Origin of the sequence: Gordonia sp. UCD-TK1 (genome assembly GCF_001691435.1) — a bacterium.
GTDB classification, from domain to species: domain Bacteria; phylum Actinomycetota; class Actinomycetes; order Mycobacteriales; family Mycobacteriaceae; genus Gordonia; species Gordonia hongkongensis.
In genome coordinates this window covers 24,754-50,164 of sequence record NZ_LZMP01000019.1, presented here as the reverse complement: position 1 = coordinate 50,164, position 25,411 = coordinate 24,754, and the positions used below count along the sequence as shown (strand labels likewise).

The 25,411-nt window shown below is 66.3% G+C and carries 24 protein-coding genes; 14 read left to right on the top strand and 10 right to left on the bottom strand.

All coding sequences use genetic code 11. The annotated features are described in order from the left end of the window. Positions 1–138: 138 nt before the first annotated feature. A complete protein-coding gene (locus A9310_RS12285; RefSeq protein ID WP_065630856.1) occupies positions 139–1,059 on the bottom strand; it encodes a sterol desaturase family protein in 921 nt (306 codons plus the stop codon). A 102-nt stretch (positions 1,060–1,161) separates the two neighbouring features. On the opposite strand from A9310_RS12285, the gene A9310_RS12280 reads away from it, so the two are divergent. The 9 genes from A9310_RS12280 to A9310_RS12240 all read left to right on the top strand — a co-directional run bounded on the left by A9310_RS12280 (position 1,162) and on the right by A9310_RS12240 (position 8,711). Then, positions 1,162–1,875 carry a TetR/AcrR family transcriptional regulator gene (locus A9310_RS12280; RefSeq protein WP_065630855.1) on the top strand — a complete coding sequence of 238 codons (714 nt, stop codon included), beginning with the start codon at positions 1,162–1,164 and terminating at the stop codon, positions 1,873–1,875. 256 nt (positions 1,876–2,131) lie between these two features. Then, positions 2,132–2,989, top strand: coding sequence for an SH3-like domain-containing protein (locus A9310_RS12275; RefSeq protein ID WP_065630854.1), 858 nt, complete (start codon positions 2,132–2,134; stop codon positions 2,987–2,989). Further along, a complete protein-coding gene (gene scnC / locus A9310_RS12270; protein ID WP_065630853.1) occupies positions 2,986–3,690 on the top strand; it encodes a thiocyanate hydrolase subunit gamma in 705 nt (234 codons plus the stop codon). Before A9310_RS12275 ends, scnC begins: the two co-directional genes overlap by 4 nt. A 3-nt stretch (positions 3,691–3,693) precedes the next feature. Further along, positions 3,694–4,065, top strand: coding sequence for a thiocyanate hydrolase (locus tag A9310_RS12265; RefSeq protein WP_065630852.1), 372 nt, complete (start codon positions 3,694–3,696; stop codon positions 4,063–4,065). A 96-nt stretch (positions 4,066–4,161) separates the two neighbouring features. Next, positions 4,162–4,728 carry an RNA polymerase sigma factor SigM gene (sigM, locus tag A9310_RS12260; protein ID WP_058252981.1) on the top strand — a complete coding sequence of 189 codons (567 nt, stop codon included), beginning with the start codon at positions 4,162–4,164 and terminating at the stop codon, positions 4,726–4,728. 201 nt (positions 4,729–4,929) lie between these two features. Continuing rightward, positions 4,930–5,703 (top strand): hypothetical protein, encoded by a 774-nt coding sequence (locus tag A9310_RS12255; protein ID WP_065630851.1) that lies wholly within the window; start codon positions 4,930–4,932, stop codon positions 5,701–5,703. A gap of 146 nt (positions 5,704–5,849) precedes the next feature. After that, positions 5,850–6,866: a thioredoxin-disulfide reductase gene (gene trxB / locus A9310_RS12250; protein WP_065630850.1), complete on the top strand. Its 1,017-nt coding sequence runs from the start codon at positions 5,850–5,852 to the stop codon at positions 6,864–6,866. Positions 6,867–6,924: 58 nt separating this feature from the next. Continuing rightward, on the top strand, positions 6,925–7,263 hold the full coding sequence (gene trxA, locus A9310_RS12245; protein ID WP_065630849.1) for a thioredoxin: 339 nt from the start codon (positions 6,925–6,927) through the stop codon (positions 7,261–7,263). Positions 7,264–7,532: 269 nt separating this feature from the next. After that, positions 7,533–8,711 (top strand): N-acetylmuramoyl-L-alanine amidase, encoded by a 1,179-nt coding sequence (locus tag A9310_RS12240; RefSeq protein WP_065630848.1) that lies wholly within the window; start codon positions 7,533–7,535, stop codon positions 8,709–8,711. Here the strand turns inward: A9310_RS12240 and A9310_RS12235 are convergent. From A9310_RS12235 to rpmH, 9 genes are all read right to left on the bottom strand, one after another. Continuing rightward, complete coding sequence (locus A9310_RS12235) at positions 8,656–9,510, bottom strand: hypothetical protein (RefSeq protein WP_065630847.1); 855 nt, start codon at positions 9,508–9,510, stop codon at positions 8,656–8,658. The two genes, A9310_RS12240 and A9310_RS12235, sit on opposite strands and share 56 nt — an antisense overlap. Positions 9,511–9,658: 148 nt before the next feature. Next, complete coding sequence (locus A9310_RS12230) at positions 9,659–10,711, bottom strand: ParB/RepB/Spo0J family partition protein (protein WP_065630846.1); 1,053 nt, start codon at positions 10,709–10,711, stop codon at positions 9,659–9,661. Between the two features lie 64 nt (positions 10,712–10,775). Next, positions 10,776–11,729, bottom strand: a complete 954-nt coding sequence (locus tag A9310_RS12225) for a ParA family protein (protein WP_065630845.1) — start codon at positions 11,727–11,729, stop codon at positions 10,776–10,778. 169 nt (positions 11,730–11,898) lie between these two features. Further along, entirely contained in the window at positions 11,899–12,606 is a 708-nt protein-coding gene (gene rsmG, locus A9310_RS12220) for a 16S rRNA (guanine(527)-N(7))-methyltransferase RsmG (RefSeq protein WP_065630844.1), read from the bottom strand. Positions 12,607–14,313: 1,707 nt separating this feature from the next. Beyond that, positions 14,314–15,018, bottom strand: coding sequence for a R3H domain-containing nucleic acid-binding protein (locus A9310_RS12210; protein WP_065630842.1), 705 nt, complete (start codon positions 15,016–15,018; stop codon positions 14,314–14,316). Between the two features lie 45 nt (positions 15,019–15,063). Next, positions 15,064–16,269: a membrane protein insertase YidC gene (yidC, locus tag A9310_RS12205; RefSeq protein WP_058252991.1), complete on the bottom strand. Its 1,206-nt coding sequence runs from the start codon at positions 16,267–16,269 to the stop codon at positions 15,064–15,066. A gap of 27 nt (positions 16,270–16,296) precedes the next feature. Continuing rightward, a complete protein-coding gene (gene yidD / locus A9310_RS12200; protein WP_254661242.1) occupies positions 16,297–16,722 on the bottom strand; it encodes a membrane protein insertion efficiency factor YidD in 426 nt (141 codons plus the stop codon). Further along, positions 16,719–17,147 carry a ribonuclease P protein component gene (gene rnpA / locus A9310_RS12195; protein WP_065630840.1) on the bottom strand — a complete coding sequence of 143 codons (429 nt, stop codon included), beginning with the start codon at positions 17,145–17,147 and terminating at the stop codon, positions 16,719–16,721. Before rnpA ends, yidD begins: the two co-directional genes overlap by 4 nt. A gap of 46 nt (positions 17,148–17,193) precedes the next feature. Next, positions 17,194–17,337, bottom strand: coding sequence for a 50S ribosomal protein L34 (rpmH, locus tag A9310_RS12190; protein ID WP_004020968.1), 144 nt, complete (start codon positions 17,335–17,337; stop codon positions 17,194–17,196). 498 nt (positions 17,338–17,835) lie between these two features. Between rpmH and dnaA the strand changes: the two genes are divergently transcribed. The 5 genes from dnaA to gyrB all read left to right on the top strand — a co-directional run bounded on the left by dnaA (position 17,836) and on the right by gyrB (position 25,397). Next, entirely contained in the window at positions 17,836–19,344 is a 1,509-nt protein-coding gene (gene dnaA / locus A9310_RS12185; RefSeq protein WP_065630839.1) for a chromosomal replication initiator protein DnaA, read from the top strand. A 654-nt stretch (positions 19,345–19,998) separates the two neighbouring features. Beyond that, a complete protein-coding gene (gene dnaN / locus A9310_RS12180; RefSeq protein WP_058252995.1) occupies positions 19,999–21,168 on the top strand; it encodes a DNA polymerase III subunit beta in 1,170 nt (389 codons plus the stop codon). A 42-nt stretch (positions 21,169–21,210) separates the two neighbouring features. Then, positions 21,211–22,407: a DNA replication/repair protein RecF gene (gene recF / locus A9310_RS12175; protein ID WP_065630838.1), complete on the top strand. Its 1,197-nt coding sequence runs from the start codon at positions 21,211–21,213 to the stop codon at positions 22,405–22,407. After that, positions 22,404–22,988, top strand: a complete 585-nt coding sequence (locus tag A9310_RS12170) for a DUF721 family protein (protein WP_065630837.1) — start codon at positions 22,404–22,406, stop codon at positions 22,986–22,988. The genes recF and A9310_RS12170 overlap by 4 nt, the downstream gene beginning before the upstream one ends. A gap of 342 nt (positions 22,989–23,330) precedes the next feature. Beyond that, entirely contained in the window at positions 23,331–25,397 is a 2,067-nt protein-coding gene (gyrB, locus tag A9310_RS12165) for a DNA topoisomerase (ATP-hydrolyzing) subunit B (RefSeq protein ID WP_065630836.1), read from the top strand. Positions 25,398–25,411 lie beyond the last annotated feature (14 nt).

The window sequence follows — 25,411 nt, the reverse complement described above, 5'->3', positions numbered from 1 at the left end:
AGTTGAGGTCTGGCTCATGAGCTTGGCTATCAGACGGGCGGTGCTCGGCATCCAGACCGCGCTCATCTCACTCGTCACGACGATCGGCACAGTGACCGCATATGGCGCCCGACCGACCTCGCCCTTGAGGTCGCTCCGTCAGATGCGTTCCGAGGATGCGCCAGTCTTCCCCGCCACCTGCTCTCCGACCAGGTCGCGTGGCGTCCATCCCGGCGGCCCGAAGACGTAGCCGAGGCGGGCGCGCCACGTCGACGCACCGCGCACATCCCGCGCGATCGCCGCATATTCGTGCGTCTGCAGTCGCAGGATGTTGTATGTGTCCACCGGTTTGGTCAGGCCGTAGCGGGGCCGGCGGATCTCCGGAGCGAACGTGCCGAACATCCGGTCCCACAGGATGAAGACCCCGCCGTAGTTGCGGTCGAGGTACTCGGGGTCGCAGCCATGGTGTACCCGATGATGCGACGGTGTGTTGAGCACGAATTCGACGGGTGCCCACAGTTTTCCGATCCGCTCGGTGTGAATCCAGAACTGGTAGATGAGATTCAGCGAGTAGGCGGCGAACACCAGTGCGGGCGGGATGCCGAGGAGCGGTAGGGGGATCCACATCAGCACCGCGGCGCTGATGTTCCACTTCTGCCGCAGCGCCGTCGCGAAGTTGAAGTACTCGCTGGAGTGATGGGCCTGATGGGTCGCCCACACCAGGCGGACCCGATGCGAGACGCGATGACTCCAGTAGAAGAGGAAGTCCACGCCCAGGAAGGCGATCATCCACGTGTACCACTCGTCCGCGGGCAGCTGCCACGGGGCGACATAGGCGAACAGCACGCTGTACAGCAGGAGTCCGAGGAATTTCCAGAAGGCGCTGGTCGCGATCGACACCAGTCCCATCGAGACGCTCGAACGCGCGTCCCGCGAGTCGTAGGCGCCCGGCGGCGCTGTCTCGGTGTGATCGTGCTCGAGTTTGGCCGCGGCGAACCACTCGATGGCCAGCAGGGTGACGAAGAACGGGATCGCGAGCACGGTCGGCTCACGCATCGGCTCCGGCAAGAACTCCAGCACGATTGTCCCCTCACAGCGATATCTGACACGATGCCATGTCACTTACTTCTGACAAGGTAACGTGTCAGAATATCTGCTGTAAAGACCCGGGAGGGAGCTCGCGTGACAGCCGTGCCGGACCCGACCCCGTCGACGCCGACCCCGCCCGGACGACGCTATGGCGGAGCCGACCCGACGCAGCGGCGCGAACGCCGTCGCGCCGCCCTGATCGCGGCCGGGCTCGACGCCTTCGGAACCGACGGATACGCGAACGTGTCGGTGAAGGGGATCTGCGACCTCGCCGGACTGACGCAGCGATACTTCTACGAGTCCTTCACCGACCGCGCCGCCCTGCTCGTCGCCGTGTACGACGACTGCGTCGACTTCGTCCGGGCGGCGACCGTCGATGCCGCAGCGGAGATCGCCGGCGCCGCCCCCGGATCATCGGACTCGGCGGAAGGCGTTGCCGCCGAGCATGTTCCGAAGGTCACACGAGCGGCTCTCGGGGCGTTCATGTCCTGCCTCGCCGACGATCCCCGGCGCGCGCGTGTGATGCTCGTCGAAGTGGTGGGTGTGTCCCCGGAGATCGAGCGGGTCCGCATGCGCGCGATCCACGACTGGGCCGCGCTCATCCTGGCACTCGCTCGTGGCTCGCGACCGACGTCGGACCGCGAACGGCTGGCGTCGGTGGGCCTGGTCGGAGCAGTCACCCAGCTTCTCGTCGACTGGTACGTCGCCGGTGCGGGGGAGGCCGACGCGGAACGCTACGCGCTCGACGAGATCCTCGACGTCTGTGTGGAGCTCTTCGTCGCCGCCTATGGCCGGCTTCTGACCTGACCCTTCGAGGCTGCTCCCATATCCGCAAGAACTACAGAACCGCTGCTGTGTGGGGTCAAATCGATGCCCTCCCTTTGCTCCCTGAGGTGCGAGGACCGCAAGCGACGATCCACGAAGGGTTGATGCGCTCGCGGTTGTCGTTCGTTCGGATCGGGGAGCAAGGGCGTGCCGAAAACGCTCCTGAACCCCGTGGTCGGCGTGTAAGTTCTTCTGCAACTGCGCTGCAACCGTCGGACAAAGGTCCGGGAGGTGTCCGGTGAGCACTGCCGAAGAACGTGCGAGACAACTCGAACTCGTTGCGCGACTGCACTCCTCGTATCCCGAGCTGCCGGATGCCCCGACGCCCGATCTTCTCGACCACGATCGCTTCGTCGCCTACATGAAGCCGGTGCACGACGTCGGGGGTGAGCCCGACGCACCGATCACCTACGAGGGCAAGGCGTACGAGGAATGGGAGCACATGACCTATGTCATGTGTGAGGTGCTCGCCTGGCGCGGGATCTGGTTGTCCGAAGAGCGGCGTCGGATCGGCAACGTCGACGTCGGTCGCGCGGTCTACCTCGGAATCCCGTATTACGGACGCTGGTTGCTGGCGGTCGCCAGAATTCTCGTCGAGAAGCACCACATCGCGCTCGGCGAGCTCAGTGAACGCATGCTCGAGGTCCGGGAGCGATACGCGGGCGGACTGGACGGCCGGCGTCTCGAGGCCCGCCCGCGCAGCGTCGGCGACGGATCCGACGTCCCGCGGAACACACACCATCGGCACGCGATCGGAATCGGCGACCCGCAGATCTACGCCGGGCGGGCGGGCGACGCCGCGTTCGGCATCGGGGACCGGGTCCGGGTCCGCGAGCTGCCCGTCCTGTTGTACACGCGGACACCGGAATACGTCCGGGGCGCGGTCGGCGAGGTCGCGGCCGTCGCCTACGAGAGCCCAGCGCCCGAGGACGAGACCTGGGGTCTCTCCGACGCCCAACCGGAGTGGTTCTACGTGGTCCGGTTCACCATGGGCGACCTCTGGCACGGGTACACCGGGCCCGCCGACGACACCCTGCAGACCGAGATCCCCGAACGCTGGCTCGAATCCGCCGGCGGAGAGGACGACCGCCGATGAGCGACGATCACCACGACCACGACCGGACGGTCAAGCCGATGGTCGACGAGATCACCGACTTCGAGGTACTCGAGATCGCGCTGCGCGAGCTGTGCATCGAAAAGGGACTCTTCACCGCCGAGGAGCACCGCCGCTTCACCGAGTTCGCCGAACAGATCGGGCCGACGCCCGCGGCGACGCTCGTCGCCCGGGCCTGGCTCGACCCCGAGTTCGAGCGGTTGGCACTCGACGACCCGATGGCCGCCAGCAAAGAGGTCGGCGTCGACTGGCTCGAACCGACCGGTTTCGGAACACCCAGCGATTTCACGGCTTTCGAGATCCTCGCCGACACCCCCACGATCCATCACGTGATCGTGTGTGCGCTGTGCTCGTGCTATCCGCGCCCGATCCTGGGGAACTCGCCCGAGTGGTACCGAACGCCGAACTACCGTCGCCGGATGGTGCGGTGGCCGCGACAGGTGCTGTCCGAGTTCGGACTCCAGCTCCCGGAGGGTGTCTCCGTACGCGTGCAGGACTCCAATCAGAAGCACCGCTTCATGGTGATGCCGCAGCGCCCGGCAGGCACCGACGGATGGACCGAGCAGCAGCTGTCGGAGATCATCACCCGCGACTGCCTCATCGGAGTCGCGCTCCCCAGACCGGGTGTCACCACCAACGTCGTCTCGACCATCCGTCCGGCCGTCCACCCGGCGGGGGAGTAGCCGATGACCGAGGACGGACGCACCGGATCATCCCACGGACCACTCGAGGAGATCGTCGACCGGAACCAGGTGTGGCACCGGATGGCCGCGAAATACGGTGTGGAGAACCCTGTTCCACCGTGGAAGACGAGCCTCGACGGTCTCTGCGATGCGCTCGACCGGGTCGCCGATGCCACCGCGGTGAACGCGGGTACCCCCGGCGTCGTCGAACGACGCGACGAGGAGGACCGGCTGTCGGCGACCATCTACGCCGACCTGCCCTACCCTGAGAACCAACTGGTCGCCCTGGCACACACACTGCTCGACCGCGGGGTCATCGACGAGAGTGAGTTGCGGACGCGGATGGCTGCGGTGCGCGCCCGCCTGGAGTCCTGACCGGCCGGCCTGAGGACAGATCCGTCATCCGGCGACRGCTGTGCACAGCYGTCGCTCCAACGGATGACGCGGTGTCGGCTCCACTACTCTCAGCCCATGCCCGGGGGGAACGACGCGATCGACACGCGTAGCGACGAGCAGCTTCTGCACGCTCACCTCGCCGGCGACCCACACGCCTTCTCCGATCTCATCAGCCGCCATCTCGATTACCTGTGGTCGGTGGCGCTGCGGACCAGCCAGAATCCCGAGGATGCCGCAGACGCGTTGCAGGACGCCCTCTTCGCCGCGCATCGGACCGCACACGACTTCCGGTCCGATGCCAAGGTGACGAGTTGGCTGCACCGGATCGTCGTGAACGCCGGCCTCGATCGCATCCGACGGAACAAGGTCCGCAGAACCGTGCCGCTGCCGGAATGGGACGTGGTCTCCATCGCCGACACCACCGACGACATCGCCGCCGTCGACCTGTCGGTGTCGATCGGGCGTGCATTGCACGTCCTCCCCGAAGGGCAACGAGCGGCCATCGTCGCCGTCGACATCGAGGGTTACACGGTCGCCGAAGCGGCCGAGATCCTCGGTGTCGCCGAGGGCACGATCAAGAGTCGATGCGCTCGCGGCCGCCTCAAACTCGCCCAGGTCCTGGGACATCTGCGGAGCGGCTGACCCGTCATCACCCCGACTGGTCCATCCCGTTCCCGACAGATCGCGGCCGGGGGGAACCGAACCGGGGCGGGCCGCGTCCAAGTATCCGACGGATCGCGACCAGGAGGCCGCCTCCTCTGACCCGACTCCGCTCGTGAACCACGCCGAACCGAGCCGAACTCCACGAACGCCCGCCATCCCCCGGAATGGAAGACTGACACCATGACCCCTCGGGGACCAGACGACCACGAGACCGGCGATCTACCGGACCCGCCGTATTCGGCGGAGATCCTCGCCGACCTGCACGCCGGTGCACTGCCCGACCGGACAGCCGCACACATCCGTTCCCGCATCGTCGATGACGTTGCCGCACAATCCATCCTGGCCGCGCTGGATCACACCTCCGACGATCTGCGCTCCGCCCGTCCGGCGCCCGCGCCCGTTCCCGACCAGGTCCGCGCCGACGTCGCGACCACCCTCGCCGCGCTCGGCCGGGATCCCGCACCGGTCGACATCTCGGCCGCACGCCGCGGGCGTCGACCCGCCCGCTCCCGATCGCGCGACGACCGTCGAATGGCCGGCCGTCTGTTACTGGCTGCCGCCGCGGTCATCATCGTCGCGGTCGGAACGGTCGGAATACTGCGGCTGGTGTCGACGCCCGACGCGACCAATCCCGGGCAGACACCGCGCGCCCAGTCGTCGTCGGTCCCGACCCCGGCGGGTCCCGCGGGCATCGCGACCGCACTCTCGGTCCTCGGGCGTACCGACGGAGCACCCTTCGGTTCCGTGGAGGCGCTCCGCCGCTGCACCGCCGCGCACCTGGTACCGGTCGAGGTGGTGATCGTCGGGTCCGGTCGAATCCTCGTCGACGGCACCGGAGCCGCCGCCATTCTCTTGTCGACGGGCGTGGCAGGACGTTTCGACGCGCTGATCGTCGGCCTCGACTGTGACCTGGGAAATCCGGCGCTCATCTCACGGGGCATCGTCGGCGGGTGACCGGCACCTCGCGATGCCCGGGTCTGCGCCGACCGGCCGGGGCACGCGTCGCGTCCGCGGGAACATCTCCGCCTACCCTGGTGTTGAAGCAGCCGTGACCCGCCTGGACTGGGCGGGTCTCGCTAAACCCACAGCACGGAGGACAAGTGAGCCAGCCAGAGACCCAGCAGATCCACGAGTTGATCATCATCGGATCTGGTCCTGCCGGGTACACCGCAGCGATCTACGCCGCGCGCGCCGAGCTATCTCCCATCGTCTTCGAGGGCACCCAGTTCGGTGGCGCCCTGATGACGACCACCGAGGTGGAGAACTTCCCCGGTTTCCAGACCGGTATCCAGGGTCCGGCGTTGATGGACGAGATGCGCGAGCAGGCCATCCGCTTCGGCGCCGACCTGCGCATGGAGGACGTGGACACCGTTCGGCTGACCGGCCGGATCAAGGAGGTCGAGGTCGGCGGGGAGATCTACCGGGCCCGCGCCGTCATCCTCGCCATGGGCGCGGCGGCGCGCTATCTCGGCATCGAGGGGGAGCAGCAGCTCCTCGGCCGCGGTGTGTCGGCCTGTGCCACCTGTGACGGTTTCTTCTTCAAGGACCAGGACATCGCCGTCATCGGCGGCGGCGACTCCGCGATGGAAGAGGCCACGTTCCTGACCAAGTTCGCGCGAAGTGTCACGCTGGTCCACCGTCGTGACGAGTTCCGGGCGTCGAAGATCATGCTCGAGCGCGCACGTGCCAACGACAAGATCCGTTTCGTCACCAATGCCGCGGTGCAGTCCGTGGTCGGCGACGGTTCGGTGTCGGGCCTGAAGGTCGAGGACACGCGCACCGGCGAGGTCAGCACCCTCGATGTGACCGGCATGTTCGTCGCGATCGGCCACGATCCGCGCAGCGAGCTGGTCCGCGGGCAGGTCGACCTGGATCCCGAGGGTTACGTCCTGGTTCAGGGACGTACGACCCTCACTTCTCTTCCCGGCGTGTTCGCCGCCGGGGACCTCGTGGACCACACCTACCGACAGGCCATCACCGCCGCGGGCAGTGGTTGTTCGGCGGCCATCGACGCCGAGCGCTGGCTGGCCGAGCAGGGTGAGGCAGCCGACCTCAGCGTGGACGATGCCGAGGCGGCCTCCGTTTCCGAGATCGACGCTGTTCAGGCACCCGCCTGAACCGTCAACCACTTACCACCTGGGCCACCCGGCCCGGTCCGACCAAGGAGATCAGATCATGGGTACACACACCGTTGCCGTCACCGACACCACGTTCAAGGACGCCGTTCTCGGCGCCGACAAGCCGGTTCTGGTGGACTTCTGGGCCACCTGGTGCGGTCCCTGCCGCATGGTCGCTCCGGTTCTCGAGGAGATCGCTCGCGACCACGGCGACAAGCTGACGGTCGCCAAGCTCGATGTCGACGAGAGCCCGTCGACCGCGCGTGACTTCCAGATCATGTCCATCCCGACGATGATCCTGTTCGACAAGGGTCAGCCGGTGAAGACGATCGTCGGCGCCAAGGGCAAGGCCGCCCTGCTTCGAGAGCTCGACTCGGTCGTCGGCCAGTCGGCCTGACGACCTGCGATTCTCCGCACATCGACGCGACAGTCCGACGGGTGAACGACGTTGCCGTTCCACCCGCGGACTGCTTGCGTTGGTAGTGTCGGCCGTGGTCTCGACCGGAGACCCCTGCACGCCGGATCACACCGATTCGGCTCCGTGCAGTTTGGTGTAGTGAAGTCCAGCTGCGAGAATGCAGGCTGACGTTTCACCGGTGTACCGCTTGGCTACATCGGACATCGCGCAGAGCCGCACCTGCCGCGATTCGTACGAGGGGTGACCAGATGCCATTGTTCCGACTTGGTGATCACGGCTCGGCGGTGGCCGAGATCCGCGCCATCCTCGTCGGACGTGGTCTGTTGCCCGACGATGGATCCTCCAGCGCCACACACGGTGGGCCGGCGAACGGGTGGAATCTACCCGAAGCCGTCTTCGACGAGGCGTGTGACCGGGCCGTCCGTGCGTTTCAGCAGGAGCGCGGCCTGATCGTCGACGGCATCGTCGGTCCGGCGACCTACCGCGTCCTGCGCGAGGCGTCCTACCGACTCGGCGCTCGAGTGCTCTCGTATCAGCTGTCGGCGCCCATGGTCGGCGACGATGTCGCCACCCTGCAGAGCCGGCTGCAGAACCTCGGTTACTTCACGTCGCTGGTCGACGGCATCTTCGGCCTGACCACTCACAACGCAGTCTGCCTTTACCAGAGTGAATACGGTCTCGCTTCCGACGGCATCTGCGGTCCGGCCACCCTGCGTTCGCTGGAGCGCCTCGGCACGAGAGTGACCGGGGGTTCGCCGTACGCGATCCGCGAAGAAGAGCACGTCCGTCGTTCCGGACCGCAACTGTCCGGAAAGCGGATCCTCATCGACCCCGGCTCCGGTGGACTCCATGCCCTGTCGACGGGTGAGGTCGCCGATCGCGAGTCGGAACTGCTGTGGGACCTCAGTGCTCGTCTCGAAGGCCGGATGGCGGCCGCCGGAATGCAGACGTTCCTGTCGCATGACGGTCGGGGACGTCCCGGGGACGACGAGCGCGCTCGCGTCGCGAATCTGATGGACGCCGACCTGATGATCTCGCTCCGCTGCGGCCATTACCGGAACGCGCGCGCCAATGGTGTCGCGTCGTTCTACTTCGGCAACAACGACTCGTACTCGACGATCGGGCGCAACCTCGCCGGCTTCATCCAGCGGGAGATCGCGGCACGCACGCCGTTGTCGGACTGCCGGACCCACGAGCGCACATGGGACGTTCTCCGGCTCACCAAGATGCCCGTGGCCCTCATCGACGTCGGTTACATCACGAACCCGAACGACGCTGCAGTGCTTGCTGATTCGGATTGGCGCAACGTCATCGCCGACGCCATCGTGGTGGCGGTGAAGCGACTGTACCTGCTCGATCAGGACGATCGTCCTACGGGCACTTATACTTTCGCGGATCTGCTGGCCGCGGAGAACAGCTCCCGCTGATCCGCTGCGGCCCGGTTCCCACCGGGACCGCCGTCCGCTGCCGACCGGCCAGGTCCATCTCGGCCATCACCACCAGTTTCTGCAGCGCACTCTCGACCTCGACCTTCCAGCCGAGTCCTTCGTCGAGCTCCAGTCGGAAACGCGGGAACCTCTGGTGCGACGACACGACGTCGAACCCGGAATCTTTCAGAAACGACGCGTCATTCATACAGTTCGTGCAGAGGTCGCCCTGTGGGTCGTCGAGAATCTCACGCGCGACTTCGACGATCGCCTCATCCGACCAGAGCTCGAGATCGTCGGCCACCCCACCCGCGCTCCCGGCGAGCACAAAGGGATCCGCGCCGGACCCGTTCCGTACCAGACCGAACGATTCGACCGCCCGGACGCCTCGTCGGATCAGGTCGCCCAGCACCGCGTCCAGCAGGATGGTGGCGACTTCGTCGTGGCCGGGCTCGGTACGGATGCTGGTGAGCAGCACGGCGTCGTGGCTGACCGGCGACGTAGGGAAGTGCTGCGACCGCGGAACACGATTGGGCGGCGCGTAGAAGGCTGTACCGATGACAGTGTTCGTGCTCGACTCGATCGCGACCTGCCCGCACGCACCCCAATCGAGGAGAAGACCCGAGATCCACGCCTCCTTGTCGAACTCGCTTTCGTAGGGTTCGAGATCGCCGGGGCCCGGTACCGTGCCGCGGCTTGTCTGCGCCACGGGCTCGACTTCCCAGAAGACGCAATTGCGGGTGTGGCGGGGGAGCGACGCGAAGGATCCCAGTTCCAACCGAGTGACGGACACACTCATGTCGGTGCGCCCCGGTCGAGAATTCCACGGATGCCGAATGTAGCAGCGCAACAACAGCTTTCGCTGTACAAGCGCCCGCTGGCTACGTCAATCGTCACTGTGACATTACTTCCGCGTCTAGGTGGTACCGGAAATCCCGCGTCGAAATTCACTTCTTCGGATCGATGAACTGGACAATGCGTTCCAGGTCGTCGACCGAGCCGAACTCCACCACGATCTTGCCTTTTCTTTTCCCTAGACTGACTGTAACCCTGGTGTCCAGACTGTCGGACAGTCTCTCCGCGAGATCCTGGAGGCCTGGCATCTGCATCGGACGGCGTTTCGGTGCCGACGGAGATTTCGCTTCCGGACCGTCGCCACGATTGGCGAGCGTGACAGCTTCTTCAGTCGCCCGCACCGACAACCCTTCGGCGACGATCCGCGCCGCGAGAGCTTCCTGAGCGTCGCTTCCGGTCTCGAGGGACAGGAGAGCGCGGGCATGGCCGGCCGACAGCACCCCCGCCGCGACCCGGCGTTGCACCGGAATCGGGAGTTTGAGCAACCGGATCATGTTGCTGATCAGCGGGCGAGAACGGCCGAGGCGAGRGGCGAGCTCCTCGTGCGTCACACCGAACTCCTCGAGCAGCTGCTGATAGGCCGCCGCTTCTTCGAGTGGGTTGAGCTGCGCACGGTGGATGTTCTCCAACAACGCATCGCGCAGCATGTCACCGTCAGGCGTCTCCCGCACGATCGCGGGGATGGCCTCGAGCCCTGCCTCCTGGCTTGCCCGCCACCGGCGCTCACCCATGACGATCTGATAGGCGATCCCATCCGCGGTGGGCTGCTTGAGTCGGCGCACCACGATGGGCTGCATCAGCCCGAACTCTCGAATCGAGTGCACGAGCTCCGCCATCGCCTCGTCATCGAAGACGGTTCTGGGCTGACTGGGATTCGGCTGGATCTCCTTCGGGGGCAACTCGCGGTACACCGCGCCCGCCTCTTCCGGGCTGAGAGGTTGCGTCCCGGTCGCCTGCGTAGCGGCAGTCGACGAGGTCTTGACGCCATCATCAGCTGTCGTCGGACCCTTGCCGATGACGACATCCGCTGCGGCGTTGCCGAGGCGCGGGGCGCCCGATTGGTCGTCGGCAGGCCCCGTCGGAATCAGCGCCGCGAGCCCTCGTCCGAGTCCACCCCGGCGCTGAGCGGCGTCTCGTTGACTCATTGGTGCTCCCTTTCGCGATGATGGTCGTGAGTCGGCGTGTCACGTGAACCGAGGCGATACCGGATCACGCCGGCGCCCCCTCGGCAGCCCGCAACGCCAGTTCGCGTGCGGCATCGAGGTAACTCATTGCGCCGCGAGAGCCGGGGTCATACTCGATGATCGTCATCCCGTAGCCGGGGGCCTCGGACACCTTGACGCTCCGCGGGATGATCGTGCTCAGCACCTTGTCGCCGAAGTGACGCCGCACTTCTTCGGCCACCTGGTCGGCCAGTTTCGTCCTGCCGTCGTACATCGTCAGCACGATCGTGGAGACGTGGAGCTCACGGTTGAGGTGCGCCTGTACGAGTTCGATATTGCGCAGCAGCTGTCCGACGCCCTCGAGTGCGTAATACTCGCACTGGATCGGGATGAGAACCTCACGGGCTGCCACCATCGCGTTGACGGTCAGCAGACCCAGTGATGGGGGACAGTCGATGAACACGTAGTCGATCTGGTACTTGGCAAGCACATCGTCGGCGAGCGCATTACGCAACCGATTCTCGCGGGCCACCAGCGACACGAGTTCGATCTCGGCGCCGGCCAGATCGAGAGTCGCAGGCACGCAGAACAGGCCGCGCTGGCTGGGCGACTCCTGGATCGCTTCCTCGAGGGTCACTTCACCGAGCAACAACTCGTACACCGATGCGATGTCCTCTGCGCGATGATCGATGCCGAGCGCGGTACTGGCGTTGCCCTGGGGGTCGAGATCGACAACCAGAACGCGAAGACCGCGCAGCGCGAGTCCCGCCGCAAGGTTGACGGTCGTCGTGGTCTTCCCGACGCCGCCCTTCTGATTGGCGACGGTCATGATCCGTGTATGCGGCGGTTTGGGTAGTTGCCCCGCACCCCCGGGAGTCAGTACCTGACTCGCGCGCTCGGCGGCCATGGCGATTGGGGTGTCGGCGAAGGGCTGGCCGTCAACTCCGGGGTGACCCCCTGCCGCAGTTTCACGTGAAACATTCGGGTCTTGATCGACCACGCGTGGACTCCTTTGACCGACCTCGTACGGACTCGCGTCCGTACCGCCGGCGGCTGTAGCTGCCGACCCTACGGTCGCGGAAGCGTCCATTGCAGCACCTTCGGGGGTGCCGACAGAACGCTTCCTATTCTGCGCCCTCCGCGGACTCCACACCAATCCGATCGCCTCCTCAGCGCCGTCCGGAACGGCCACCGCGCGACCGCTCGGTCTTCGTTCCCACGATCACGGTCGTCGGCGTCTCGAGAACGCGATCGCCACACGTGTGAACCGTCAGTTCTGTGATCCCAGAGCGCCCGACCACCGCCCGATCGCGTTCGATCTCTTCGGCGGCTGACGACCCCTTGATCGCGATCATCTGGCCTCCGGGACGGACCAGGGGAGCGGACCATTTCGCCAACCGTTCGAGCGGCGCGACTGCTCGCGACGTCACCACATCGGCGGGCTCGACGACGGCGCGTACCGCCTTCTCTTCCGCTCGCCCTCGGATCACGATCACGTTGTCCAACGAGAGCGCGGCAGCAGCACGGTCCAGGAAGGTACTGCGCCGGAGTAGCGGTTCGATGAGCGTGATCGAGAGATCCGGACGTGCAATGGCGAGGGGGATGCCGGGGAGGCCGGCACCGCTGCCGATGTCGATCACGCGCGATCCGTCGGAGATGAGCTCACCGAGTACGCCGCAGTTGAGGATGTGACGATCCCACAGTCGCGGGACCTCTCGCGGCCCCATGAGTCCGTGGTCGATCCCGTCGGTGGCGAGGACGCGCCAGTAGTCCACCGCCAGCGCCACCCGCTCACCGAAGACATCAGTCGCGATGTCTGGCGGAACCGCCAACGCATCAAGATCGTGCTCGTGCCCGGGTTGTGCGTCAGACGGCACTTCGCCTCCGTTCGAGTGGGATACCTAGACAGTGTTTCACGTGAAACCCAACCCTCTGGCAGGTCGGTGCACATCGGGTCCTAGCGCGATGTTTCACGTGAAACACATCGATGTGATTCGACGACAAACCGGCGGAACTGAGCGCAACGTCCCGTCGAACCCGCGATCGACATCTGCGTCGCTTTCGCCCCCTCCCGCTCCCTGGTCCGAGAGATCCGCTAGATCTCTGGCCCTGGGGCCAGACGCAAAAGCCGCCAGGCCCAAACATGCGACGAAGAAGCGCGGTCGAGATCGACGAGCCTCGATAGATTCGCGACGCATCTCGCCAGGACCCTTCGTGACGGCCTCCGCAAGCTCCGGCCTCCTCAGGGAGCGGTGGTTCCCTCGTAGCCCACGACGGCCGCCAGGCCGCAGATACCGAGGAGCGAGCTCGGGAGCGATACCACCTGCTCCCTGAGGAGTGACCTTGCGAGCGTCATCCTGCTCCCTGAGGAACGACTCGCGAGCGGCACCGCCTGCACCCTGAGGAGCGACCTGGCGAGCGGCACCACGCGCTCCCTGAGGAGCGAGCTTGCGAGCGGCACGAAGGGTCTTGGTGGGCCGGGTTGCGAAGACCCTTCGTGACGGCCTCCGCAAGCTCCGGCCTCCTCAGGGAGCAGGGGGTGACGCGCCCTCCGCAAGCTCCGGACGCTCCTCAGGGCACGGGAGGCGACGCGCCCTCCGCAAGCTCCGGGCCCTCCTCAAGGAGCGCAGGTTTGCCGCGCCCTCCGCAAGCTCCGGACACTCCGTAGGGGCGGAACTAGACGCGCCCTCCGCAAGCTCCGGACGCCCTCAGGGAGCAGGTCGTTCATTCGGACCAGGGGAGCACGGACTCGGATGTTCACGAGTGTTCTTCCATGGTCCACAACAGTCGCCAGGCTGAAGATAGTGACGTGCGAGCCCTGCGCCACCCAGCTCCCTGAGGTGCGAGCGAAGCGAGCCTCGAAGGGTCTGATGACGACCGTTTCGATTGACACTCCGGTCCCGGAAGGAAGCGTCACGTGACAATTCGACCAGTTTGCGTCCGGACCGAGCAGCGAGCGGTGTCGTTGGCCAGTGGCGACGCGTGGCGCGGGTATCCCAACCCGCCGGAGAGTCACTGCCGCGGTCCGCGCTGCCAACACCCGGAACTGCCCTGGCGTCACAGCGGCCGCCGAGACTGCAACTCGGCAGCCGCTCGACCGAACGGGCCTCGACCCGGTCCGGGCAATGAACGGCTTTGGGCTCTCTCGTCGCGTCCGGCACACGTGGCCATCCACCGCGCTACGAGGACGTCCATGGTGCGAGTTGGCGCTACCGCCATGTGCAGCAACGTCGCCGACTGAGTCGGTCACCGGGCGCGGGGGATCGAGGCATCCGAAGGTGACGGTTACGCATTCCGCCGGCGACATCCCGGGACGCTCGGCCGCAACCCGAGTTGCAAGGGGCGCCGACCGTCGACTCGATCGTGCACAGCAACGCCCCGCGCGCATCCGTTCTGTTCGCCGACTCAACGGACGGGTCGTGTTTCACGTGAAACAACAACCGTGTAAGTAGCCCACAGCGCGCAACGCCGACGAAGCGCCACCCGCTATCGCGGCACACAACCCAAGCAGTACCCGGAAACGAAGCAGGCCCCGACCGAGACGGTCGGGGCCTGTTCACCTCCGTGGGGGAGGGGAGTACTTGCTACGAGGGGAGGACCACCACGCGACGTTTCGGCTCTGCACCCTCGCTCTCGCTGACGACGCCGTCGACGACCGCGACCGCGTCGTGCACGATCTTCCGCTCGAACGGGGTCATCGGATCCAGCGCTTCGCGCTCGCCGGACGACAGGACTCGCTCGGCGACCTCACGACCGAGGCGAGCCAGTCGATCGCGGCGATCAGCCCGCCAACGGGCGATGTCGAGCATCAGGCGGCTGCGTTCACCTGTCGCCTGCTGGACCGCAAGGCGGGTCAGCTCCTGGAGCGCGTCGAGGACCTCGCCCTTGCGCCCGACGAGCTTCGTCAGGTCGTCGCCGCCATCGATGCTGACGACTGCTCGGTCGCCATCCACATCCAGGTCGATGTCACCATCGAAGTCGAGGACGTCGAGCAGCTGCTCGAGGTAGTCGCCGGCGATCTCGCCTTCTTCGACCAGACGGTCTTCGTCGTCTTCGTCCTCATCCGAGTCGTCGTCATCGGAGTCGTCGTCATCGGAGTCGTCGTCGACGTCGGTCTCGTCCGCGGCGTCATCATCGGCGTCGCTATGCACCGCTTCCGTGACGGCGTTCTCCGCCACCGCACCGTCGTCGCCGGCGGCCGACGAAGACGTGTCGGCCTGGTCCTCGGTCTGGGATCCCGCCGTGGTCTCGGCGTCCGTACCGGCTTGAGTTGCAGTCTCTGCTGTCATCTCATTCACCTAACTTCTGTGCTTCATCGAACAAGTCTGGGGCGGTCATCGTTTGCCACCGCGTTTGTTTCCGCGTTTGGCCGTCGAACGGCTTCCGCGGTTGTGGTTCTGCTTCTTGCCCGGTGCGGCGCCGGCGCCGGGGCGTGTGGGCTTCTGACCCGGCTTGGGTTTGGCTCCCGCCCCGGTGTCCGCTGCGGCGGTCGTCGACTCGTCGGGCGATGCATCTGCGTCGACACCGTCGGTCCCGGCCTTGTCCGACGATCCGTCCTTCGAGAGGGAGACGTTCGTCGAGTCGGCGCCGTTGGTGTTCGTCGCCGCGGGCTTCTTCTTCCGGTCGGGTCGCGCGCCCGGCTTCGGCGCATTGGCCTTCAGCTTCTCCTGCTTGAGGAGCTTGGCCTCTTCCTCTTCCTTGGCGATGTGCCCGAAGACGATGTGCTGCTGACCGTAGGTCCAGATGTTGTTGCTCATCCAGTACAGGAGGATGGCGACCGGGAAGAACGGACCGGTCACGAGGATGCCGATCGGGAAGACGTACAGCGCGAGGTTGTTCATCATCCGGGTCTGCGGATTCTCCAGCGCCGCTTCGGGCTGACGGGCAACCGACGCACGCGAGTTCAGGTGCGTCGCGATGGAGGCGACGATCATCATGGGGATGACGACGAACGCGATCTGCGGGCGCGTGAAGTCGATGGGGGAGCCGGGCTCGACGAAGGCCTGGAACTCGGTCGCCGGCTCGACGAGGTAGGACGACAGCGGGACACCGAAGAGGCGGGCGTCGAGGAAGTTCTGCACCTGTTCGGCGCTGAACACGTAGTTGCCCTGGGACCGGGTCTCTGCCGCACTCATGCCGAGCTGACCCATGCCGGTGCCCATACGGTTGAACGAGCGCAGCACGTGGAACAGACCGATGAAGACCGGGATCTGGAGCAGCATCGGCAGGCAGCCGAGCATCGGGTTGAACCCGTGCTCCTTCTGCAGCTTCTGCATCTCCTCGGTCATCTTGACCCGATCCTTGGCGTACTTCTTACGGATCGCCTGGAGCTGCGGGTTGATCTCCTGCATCTTCTTCGTGGTGCGGATCTGCTTCACGAAGGGCTTGTAGAGAATCGCACGCAGGGTGAACACGAGGAACACCACCGACAGGGCCCAGGCGATGCCGTCGCCACCGGGGGAGTTCGGTGTGACATGGCTGAAGAGCCAATGCCAGACCCACATGATCCCGGAGACCGGGTAATAGATGAAGTCGAGCACGGGTCAGTTACCCCTCACTTGTTGTACTCACAGAGCACGCGTCTCGCCGGACGCGTGCTGATGGTTTCGAGGTCGGTGTGTGCCGGTCGCCGAGCGCCACAGGTCGCGGCACAGTTCGCCGAAGCCGCGTTCGGGAACCGGGTCGTAACCGGGTTTGTGCCAGGGCCCGCACTTCGCGAGCCGGATGACCGACAGCAGCGAGCCGTAGAGGAAGCCGTGCCGGTCCAGTGCCTCGACCGCATATCCCGAGCAGGTGGGTTCGAACCGGCAGGACGGCAGACGCATCGGCGACACCCAGGTGCGGTACAGCTCGATGAGGAAGATGACGGTGCGGCGGGGGAGGAGGCGGACTCCGCGCCACAGGCGCGCGCCGGTTCCGCTCGAGGCCGCGTGCGGAGTCGTCGAATCCGCCTCGGTCTCAGGTGACGGCGTGGTGTCGGTGTTGCCCATCACCGCGGTCCCGCTCCGTCGGCCGACGCCGCGACGGCCTCGGACAGGGCGAGGACACGACGACTGGTGAACGCGTCGCGGAGCTGGTCGGCGAGCTCGTCGCTGGATCGCTCGGCCGCGCTTCGGCGGGCACGGACGACCACATAGGTCTCGTCGGGAAGCAGATGCGATGCGCCGGCGAATGCCGCGCGCAGTCGGCGGGCGACGAGATGGCGCGTCACCGCATTGCCGACGGATTTGCTGACCACGAGACCGAACCAGGGACCACCGGACATCGCCACGTCCCGTCGAAGGCTGCGGGGGTCGGGCCATTCACGACCGACCATCGCGAGATGGACGACGAAGTCACGACTGTTCACCCGCGCACCGGACTTGAGGGTGCGAGAGAAGTCGGATCCCCGTGAGATCCGATGAAGGGGCGCAGTCATCGAACAGCTGACCGGGCCCCGTACGGGACCCGGTGAGAGCCGACGATCAGGCGGTGAGCTTCGCGCGGCCCTTGGAACGACGGCCGCTGACGATCGCACGTCCGGCGCGGGTCCGCATGCGCAGACGGAATCCGTGCACGCGCGCGCGACGACGATTGTTCGGCTGGAAAGTACGCTTGCCCTTGGCCACGGTGACTCCTTGTGCTCCCTGTGGGCACGCCGGTTACCCGGGCATGACCCACATGTTGTCGTTGGTCTGTTGATCCAGGACGGTGCCGAACTGGTGTCGGTGATGACTCGGCGAACACGGAAGTTCGCCGCGCAAATCCGCAACCTGGATGACCAGTCGAGACTACTGACACCGGGCGTCCAAATCAAACGACGACGTCCGTTCTCGGTGACCGTTCCCGACCAGTGTGTTCTGGGCCACGAAAGCAAGATTGTCAGCAGAATCGAGTCAAACGTCCTGATCGCTTTGTGGCCCTCCCCGACCTCTGTTACGTTCACTCACAGCGTCGGCCACCCCTCCCGTCGAGGTAGATCCTCGAGGACCTGGCTCCGACCGAAGTCCCCAGTTCGTCACCTTTGTACACAGGTGTGGATAACCCTGTGGAGAGACGGGGACTCCGGCGCAGATGCCACCGCTCTCGTGAACGCTGGTAGTTTTCCGGACCAGGAGGCCAGCCCCGTGACTTCAGACCGAGACACTTTCGGCGAGGTGTGGCAACAGGTCGTCGCCGAACTCAACGACGACGAAGCCGCACGCGACCACGAACCACTGACACGCCAGCAGAAGGCGTGGCTGTCACTGGTTCGACCCCTGACCCTCACCGAAGGCTTCGCCCTGCTGACCGTGCCGACGGCGCTGGTCCAGGAACAGATCGAGCGCAATCTCCGAGAGACCATCCGATCGGTCCTCAGCCGCCACCTCGACGAACCCGTCGATCTCGGCGTCCGTATCGCCACCCCGCGTAACGACGAGCCGGTGGCGGAAACACCCGTTCCCGACGTACGGCCCATCGCCGGAGCGGCCGCAGCGGTCGACTACACGGCCGCCCCCGTCGGCGCGGGCCGCGCGCCGTCCCCGATGCCGGAGTCGACGCGCCCGTCCGGCGACTGGGCGTCGTACTTCGCCGAGCGGCCCACCTCGACGCCGCCGGCCACCGGCGCAAACCTCAACCCCAAGTACACCTTTGACACCTTCGTCATCGGCGCGTCGAACCGGTTCGCGCACGCCTCGGCGGTGGCGGTCTCGGAAGCCCCCGCCCGGGCCTACAACCCACTGTTCATCTGGGGCGAGTCCGGACTCGGCAAGACGCACCTGCTGCACGCCGCGGGCCATTACGCGCAGCGCCTCTTCCCGGGCATGCGGGTCAAGTACGTGTCCACCGAGGAATTCACCAACGACTTCATCAACTCGCTCCGCGACGACCGGCGGGTGGCGTTCAAGCGCCGGTATCGCGACGTCGATGTGCTGCTGGTCGACGACATCCAGTTCCTCGTGGGCAAAGAAGGTATCCAGGAAGAGTTCTTCCACACCTTCAACACCCTGCACAACGCGAGCAAGCAGATCGTCATCTCCTCTGACCGGCCGCCGAAACAGCTTGCGACACTGGAAGATCGGCTCCGTACACGGTTCGAGTGGGGCTTGATCACCGATGTCCAGCCACCCGATCTGGAGACCCGGATCGCGATTCTGCGCAAGAAGGCGCAGATGGACAACATCGCGGTTCCCGACGACGTCCTCGAACTCATCGCGTCGAAGATCGAGCGCAACATCCGCGAACTCGAGGGTGCACTCATCCGCGTGACGGCGTTCGCGTCGCTCAACGACGCTGCTCTCGACAAGTCCCTGGCCGACGTCGTCCTGCAGGCCCTGCTGCCCAACTCGGGGACCCTGGAGGTCAGCGCGGCGAGCATCCTCGCGATCACCGCCGAGTACTTCGACATCTCTGTCGAGGAACTACGAGGTCCCGGTAAGACACGGTCGATCGCCCAGGCCCGCCAGATCTCCATGTACCTGTGTCGTGAGCTCACCGACCTCTCGCTGCCGAAGATCGGCGAGACCTTCGACCGCGATCACACGACGGTCATGTACGCCGAACGGAAGATCCGCAAGGAGATGGCCGAGCGCCGCCGGGTGTACGACCACGTCCAGGAACTCACCGCCCGCATCAAGCAGCGCGCCGTGGGCTGACACGCGCACACCTACAGCTCTCCGCACCCCCGAGGCCACGACGGCCCGGGGGTGCGGTCGTCCGGGGGTGTTCCGCCGCCCGCAGTGGCATCCGATGGCGACTGCGATGGCCCCTCCGAATGCCAAGTCTGGTCCTCGGGTCGAGAGTCTTCGACACCGTGGACCGCCTTCCCGCAGTCGGATTCGGCCGACATCGACCCTGCTCACGATCGATCACCAGCTGTGCACAATCCTTGGGATAAGCGGGGTCGGCATGTGCATCGCCGGTGGACGCCGCGCGAACAACATGAGAACTCCACATCCCCGGACGGATCCGCTCGACGTTGCTCCACCGGTCATGCACACGTCCACACCCGCCCGGACTGGCCCGATGTCATGGTTGTCCACAGATTGCACAACTCCTATTACTGAGATGGATCCCTCTAGAAAGAGATTCTTTTGTAAGAAGGTCTGTGCACAGACCGTCGCCGATCGGGTCGCCCGCAGCCGGCTCCGACGACGGTCTGACTTGGCCCCAACCACTCCGGCTCGGGCGGCGGCGTTCTACAGTGGGATTCCCGGATGCGGGATCCCACTCCAGGCCGGCCGACCCACTGCGGCGCCGACCCGGCGATCCAGGCGGGAACGAGAACGAGAGAAGGGCAACCTCCCAGCATGAAGTTTCGTGTCGCGCGTGACGAGTTCGCTGATTCCGTCGCCTGGGTGGCCCGCAGTCTCCCGTCTCGTCCGCCCGTCCCGGTTCTCGGCTGTGTGGTGCTCAACGTCGGCGAAACCGGCCTGACCGTCTCGGGATTCGACTACGAAGTCTCGGCCCAGGAAAATCTGGGCGCGGAGGTCGCCGAGCCCGGACAGGTCCTGGTCTCCGGCCGGCTCCTCGCCGACATCACCAAGGCCCTGCCGAACAAGCCGGTCGACGTGACCCTCGACGGCGCACGCGTCGCGATCACCTGCGGCAGCGCGAAGTTCTCGCTCCCGACGATGCCGGTCGAGGACTACCCGCAGTTGCCCGACGTGCCCTCCGTCACCGGAACGATCCCGTCGCAGCTCTTCGCCGAGGCGATCTCGCAGGTGGCCGTGGCGGCCGGCAAGGACGACACCCTGCCCATGCTCACCGGTGTCCGCGTCGAGATCGAGGGCAACTCCGTCGTCCTCGCCGCGACCGACCGTTTCCGCCTCGCGGTGCGTGAATTGCAGTGGGAGCCTTCCGATCCCGACACCAAGGGGGCCGTCCTGGTGCCCGCGAAGACGCTCTCGGAGAGCGCCAAGACCGCAGGTGCCGAGGGCACCGGCGTCGTCTCACTGGCGTTCGGTGGTGGCGCGGCCATCGGATCCGACGGCATTCTCGGCATCCTCGGCGAGACCAAGAAGACCACCACCCGCCTGCTCGACGCGGAGTTCCCGAAGTTCCGTCAGCTGCTCCCGGCCAGCCACACCGCCGTCGCCACCATCGACAGCGGCCCGCTGATCGAGGCGATCCGGCGTGTGGCCCTGGTCGCCGAGCGCGGCGCGCAGGTCCGGATGGAGTTCTCCGAGGGATCCGTGCTACTCACCGCGGGCGGCGACGAGGCCGGCAAGGCCGAGGAAGAGCTGCCCGTGTCGTTCCAGGGTGAGCCCCTCACGATCGCGTTCAACCCCGGGTACCTGCAGGACGGATTGTCGGCGATCAACGCCGACGCGGTGGACTTCGGATTCACCACCCCCAGCCGGCCTGCCGTCCTCCGCCCGGCCAGCGGAGAGGATCCGGTCGCGGACGAGTCCGGCGCCTTCGTCGCTCCCGAGAGCGCGTTCAGCTACCTGTTGATGCCCGTCCGCCTCCCGGGCTGACGGCCGCCACGGCCTCACCGTCCTCAGGATCGACGCCGACTCGTGTTCGTCCGTGAGCTGCATCTGCGCGATTTCCGATCGTGGCGGGCCGTCGACCTCGATCTCGCACCCGGGCCGACGGTCTTCACCGGCCGCAACGGCTTCGGCAAGACCAATCTGCTCGAGGCGCTGTTCTATCTCTCGACGCTGCGCTCACACCGGGTGAGTTCCGATGCACCGCTCGTACACGCGGGATCCGCGTCGGCGTCGGTGACCGCGACGGTCGAGAACGACGGCCGTGAGCTGACCGCCGAGCTGCGGATCAATGCCGAGGGCGCCAACAAGGCGACCATCAACCGGAGCCCGGCGCGGCGGCCCCGCGACCTGCTCGGCATCCTCCGTACGGTGCTGTTCGCGCCCGAGGACCTGTCCCTGGTGCGTGGTGACCCGAGCGACCGCCGACGCTTCGTCGACGAACTGGTCGCCCAGCGGGGTCCCCGTTACGCCGCCGCCCGCGCGGACTACGACCGGGTCCTGCGTCAGCGGTCGGCCTTGCTCAAGACTGCCGCCGCGGCGCTGAGACGTGGTGGGCAACAGGCAGATTCGGTGGTCAGCACACTTGATGTCTGGGATGGTCAGCTCGCGGATCTCGGCGGTCAGGTGATCGCCGCACGGTTGTCGGTGCTCGCCGAGCTCGAGCCGCACTTCACCGGCTCATACGCCTCGATCGCGCCGCATTCACGGCCGGCCGTGCTCCGGTATCGTCCCGCCGGCGGTGTCGAGATCGAGGAGCACACACCCGAGGCGATCGCCGACGTGCTGGCACTACGCCTGACGGAGTTGCGCGACAAGGAGATCGAGCGGGGCCTGTGTCTCGTCGGTCCGCATCGCGACGACATCGACATCGTGCTCGGCAGCGATATCGCGAAAGGCTTTGCCTCACACGGGGAATCCTGGTCGTTGGCACTGGCTCTGCGCCTCGGCTCCGTCGAGCTCACCCGCGCCGAAGGTGTCGAGCCGGTGATCATGCTCGATGACGTGTTCGCCGAACTCGACGCCAAGCGGCGCGCGCAACTCGTCGATTTCACCGCCGACGCCGAGCAACTCCTCATCACCGCCGCCGTCGCCGAGGACATCCCCGGGCGGATTGGTGGCCGGCGGATCGGCGTCGATGTGGTCGACGACGACGCGGGCCGGCGGTCGCACATCGTCGACGAAGCGCTCGACGATGTGACGGCAGCGGGGGGAGGACACCCATGAGTGACGATCGCCCGTCCGGGTCCCCGGATCCCGCCGACCCCGCACCACGGCCGACACCGCCCGGCGAACTCGGCGGGTACGAGCGTGCCCGCAAGGCGCTCGAGGAGGCCCGGGCACAGGCCCGTGCCGCGGGTAAGTCGGTCGGCCGGGGCCGGGCGTCGCCCGTCCGTCGGGTCCCGCGCGGATCCCAGGGGCGTCGACGCTGGTCCGGCTCCGGTCCGGATCCGCGGGATCCGCAGCCGTTCGGCCGGCTCGTCGGAGGTCTGGCGAAGGATCGCGGGTGGCAGGAGAAGATCGGCGAAGGCACGCTGTTCGGGATGTGGGAGCAGATCGTGGGTTCGGACATCGCCGCTCATGCGAAGCCGGTTGCGTTGCGCGACAACGTCCTCCACGTGCAGGCCGAGTCGACGGCGTGGGCGACGCAACTTCGCTACATCCAGTCCCAGATCCTCGCCAAGATCGCGGCCGCCATCGGCAACGGCCAGGTCACCTCGTTGCGGATCAGTGGTCCGAAGGGCCCGTCGTGGCGTAAGGGTGAACGGCATGTGCGCGGGCGCGGCCCACGCGACACCTACGGCTGACGCGCCGCTAGCAGACTCGACCGCACTTTACTAGTTGCAGAGCCTCGTGGGCCGTTTTCCATCCCCAAGCCACGATCGAACCGGGATCGAGGCAAAAAAATCGTTCTGAGGGCCTGTTAGCGGCCCCGGATGCGCGTTCCAGGGCGAGTCAGGCAGTACACTGTGGAGAGTTGTCCCGACAGGGGTGCACAACAGCAGACAGACAGCGCCTCCAGGCTACCCGGATGTACCCACCGGGTATTCCTGTGCGCGCAACCGCCGTGTGCCCCGTCGAGAAGGATCGACGACGGATCCGGAGACCACCTGATCCGTCGATGAGCAGAACAGGAGCGGACGCACCTCGTGGCCGACACCAACGACACCGGACCGAAGAAGAACAAGAAGAAGCCGTCAGAGTATGGCGCCGATTCGATCAACATCCTCGAAGGTCTGGAGGCCGTCCGCAAACGGCCCGGCATGTACATCGGATCCACCGGTGAGCGAGGCCTGCACCACCTGATCTGGGAGGTCGTCGACAACTCGGTCGACGAGGCGATGGCCGGCTTCGCCTCGCGCGTCGACGTGACCCTCCTGGCCGACGGAGGTGTCCAGGTCGTCGACGACGGCCGCGGCATCCCGACCGGCATGCACCGCACGGGCGTGCCGACCGTCGAGGTCGTCATGACCCAGCTGCACGCCGGCGGCAAGTTCGACTCCGACGCCTACGCGGTGTCCGGTGGTCTGCACGGCGTCGGCATCTCGGTGGTCAACGCGTTGTCCACCAAGGTGGAGCTGGAGATCCAGAACGACGGATACAACTGGGAGCAGACCTACACCTACGCGACACCCGGCGCCCTCGAGAAGGGGACCCCGACGCGCAAGACCGGCACCACGGTGCGGTTCTGGCCGGACCCCGAGATCTTCACCGAGACCACACGATTCAACGCCGAGACCGTGGCGCGTCGTCTGCAGGAGATGGCCTTCCTGAACAAGGGCCTCACCATCACGCTGACCGATCAGCGTCCACAGGCCATCGAGCCGCCGGGTGACGCCGACGGTGACGAGGAGAGCGGCACCACCGAGGCCGCCGAGGCGGTGAAGTCCGAGGAGGAGAAGGCCGCCGCCGCGGCCAAGCCGAAGACTCGGACCTATCACTACCCCGACGGGCTCGTCGACTACATCAAGCACCTCAACCGGACCAAGCAGTCGATCCACACCACCGTCGTCGGCTTCACCGGCCAGGGCACCGGCCACGAGGTCGAGGTCGCGATGCAGTGGAACGCAGGCTATTCCGAATCGGTCCACACCTTCGCCAACACCATCAACACTCACGAGGGCGGTACTCACGAAGAGGGTTTCCGCGCCGCGCTGACCCTCACCGTGAACAAGTACGCGGTGGACAAGAAGCTCATCAAGGACAAGAAGGAAGACCGCCTCTCGGGTGACGACATCCGCGAGGGCCTCGCCGCGGTGATCTCGGTGAAGGTCGGGGATCCGCAGTTCGAGGGCCAGACCAAGACCAAGCTGGGCAACACCGAGGTCAAGGGATTCGTCCAGCGGGTCTGCAGTGAACACCTCGGGCACTGGCTGGAGGCCAACCCGGCCGAGGCGAAGACGATCATCAAGAAGATCGTCGAGTCGCAGCGGGCCCGGATGGCAGCGCGCAATGCCCGCGATCTGGTGCGCCGCAAGACCGCCACCGACATCGGTGGTCTCCCCGGCAAGCTCGCCGACTGCCGCAGCAACGATCCCGGCAAGTGCGAGGTCTACATCGTGGAGGGCGACTCGGCCGGCGGCAGCGCCAAGTCGGGCCGTGACTCGATGTATCAGGCGATCCTGCCGTTGCGCGGCAAGATCATCAACGTCGAGAAGGCGCGAATCGACCGGGTGCTCAAGAACACCGAGGTCCAGTCGATCATCACCGCCTTCGGCACGGGCATCCACGACGAGTTCGACATCAGCAAGCTCCGGTATCACAAGATCGTGCTGATGGCCGACGCCGACGTCGACGGTCAGCACATCTCGACCCTCCTGCTCACCTTGCTGTTCCGCTTCATGCGGCCGCTCATCGAGCACGGTCACGTGTTCCTCGCGATGCCGCCGCTGTACAAGCTCAAGTGGCAGAAGTCGGCTCCGGAGTTCGCCTATTCCGACCGCGAGCGGGACGGACTGCTCGAGGCCGGTCGTGCGGCGGGCAAGAAGATCAACCCGGACGACGGCATCCAGCGGTACAAGGGTCTCGGTGAGATGAACGCCAAGGAACTGTGGGAGACCACGATGGACCCGGCCGTGCGTGTCCTGCGCCAGGTCACCCTCGACGACGCCGCGGCCGCCGACGAACTGTTCTCCATCCTGATGGGTGAGGACGTCGCCGCCCGACGCAGCTTCATCGCCCGCAACGCGAAAGACGTTCGCTTCCTCGATGTCTGATCGCGGGTTCCTGC

Bases quoted from the DNA above. Each gene is read 5' to 3' on its own strand.
- sigM (WP_058252981.1), top strand. From the start codon at position 4,162: ATGCCCGGGGGGAACGACGCGATCGACACGCGTAGCGACGAGCAGCTT.
- rnpA (WP_065630840.1), bottom strand. From the start codon at position 17,147: ATGACTGCGCCCCTTCATCGGATCTCACGGGGATCCGACTTCTCTCGC.
- A9310_RS12240 (WP_065630848.1), top strand. From the start codon at position 7,533: ATGCCATTGTTCCGACTTGGTGATCACGGCTCGGCGGTGGCCGAGATC.
- dnaN (WP_058252995.1), top strand. From the start codon at position 19,999: ATGAAGTTTCGTGTCGCGCGTGACGAGTTCGCTGATTCCGTCGCCTGG.
- trxA (WP_065630849.1), top strand. From the start codon at position 6,925: ATGGGTACACACACCGTTGCCGTCACCGACACCACGTTCAAGGACGCC.
- A9310_RS12170 (WP_065630837.1), top strand. From the start codon at position 22,404: ATGAGTGACGATCGCCCGTCCGGGTCCCCGGATCCCGCCGACCCCGCA.
- scnC (WP_065630853.1), top strand. From the start codon at position 2,986: ATGAGCGACGATCACCACGACCACGACCGGACGGTCAAGCCGATGGTC.
- A9310_RS12265 (WP_065630852.1), top strand. From the start codon at position 3,694: ATGACCGAGGACGGACGCACCGGATCATCCCACGGACCACTCGAGGAG.
- A9310_RS12235 (WP_065630847.1), bottom strand. From the start codon at position 9,510: ATGAGTGTGTCCGTCACTCGGTTGGAACTGGGATCCTTCGCGTCGCTC.
- A9310_RS12210 (WP_065630842.1), bottom strand. From the start codon at position 15,018: ATGACAGCAGAGACTGCAACTCAAGCCGGTACGGACGCCGAGACCACG.
- A9310_RS12255 (WP_065630851.1), top strand. From the start codon at position 4,930: ATGACCCCTCGGGGACCAGACGACCACGAGACCGGCGATCTACCGGAC.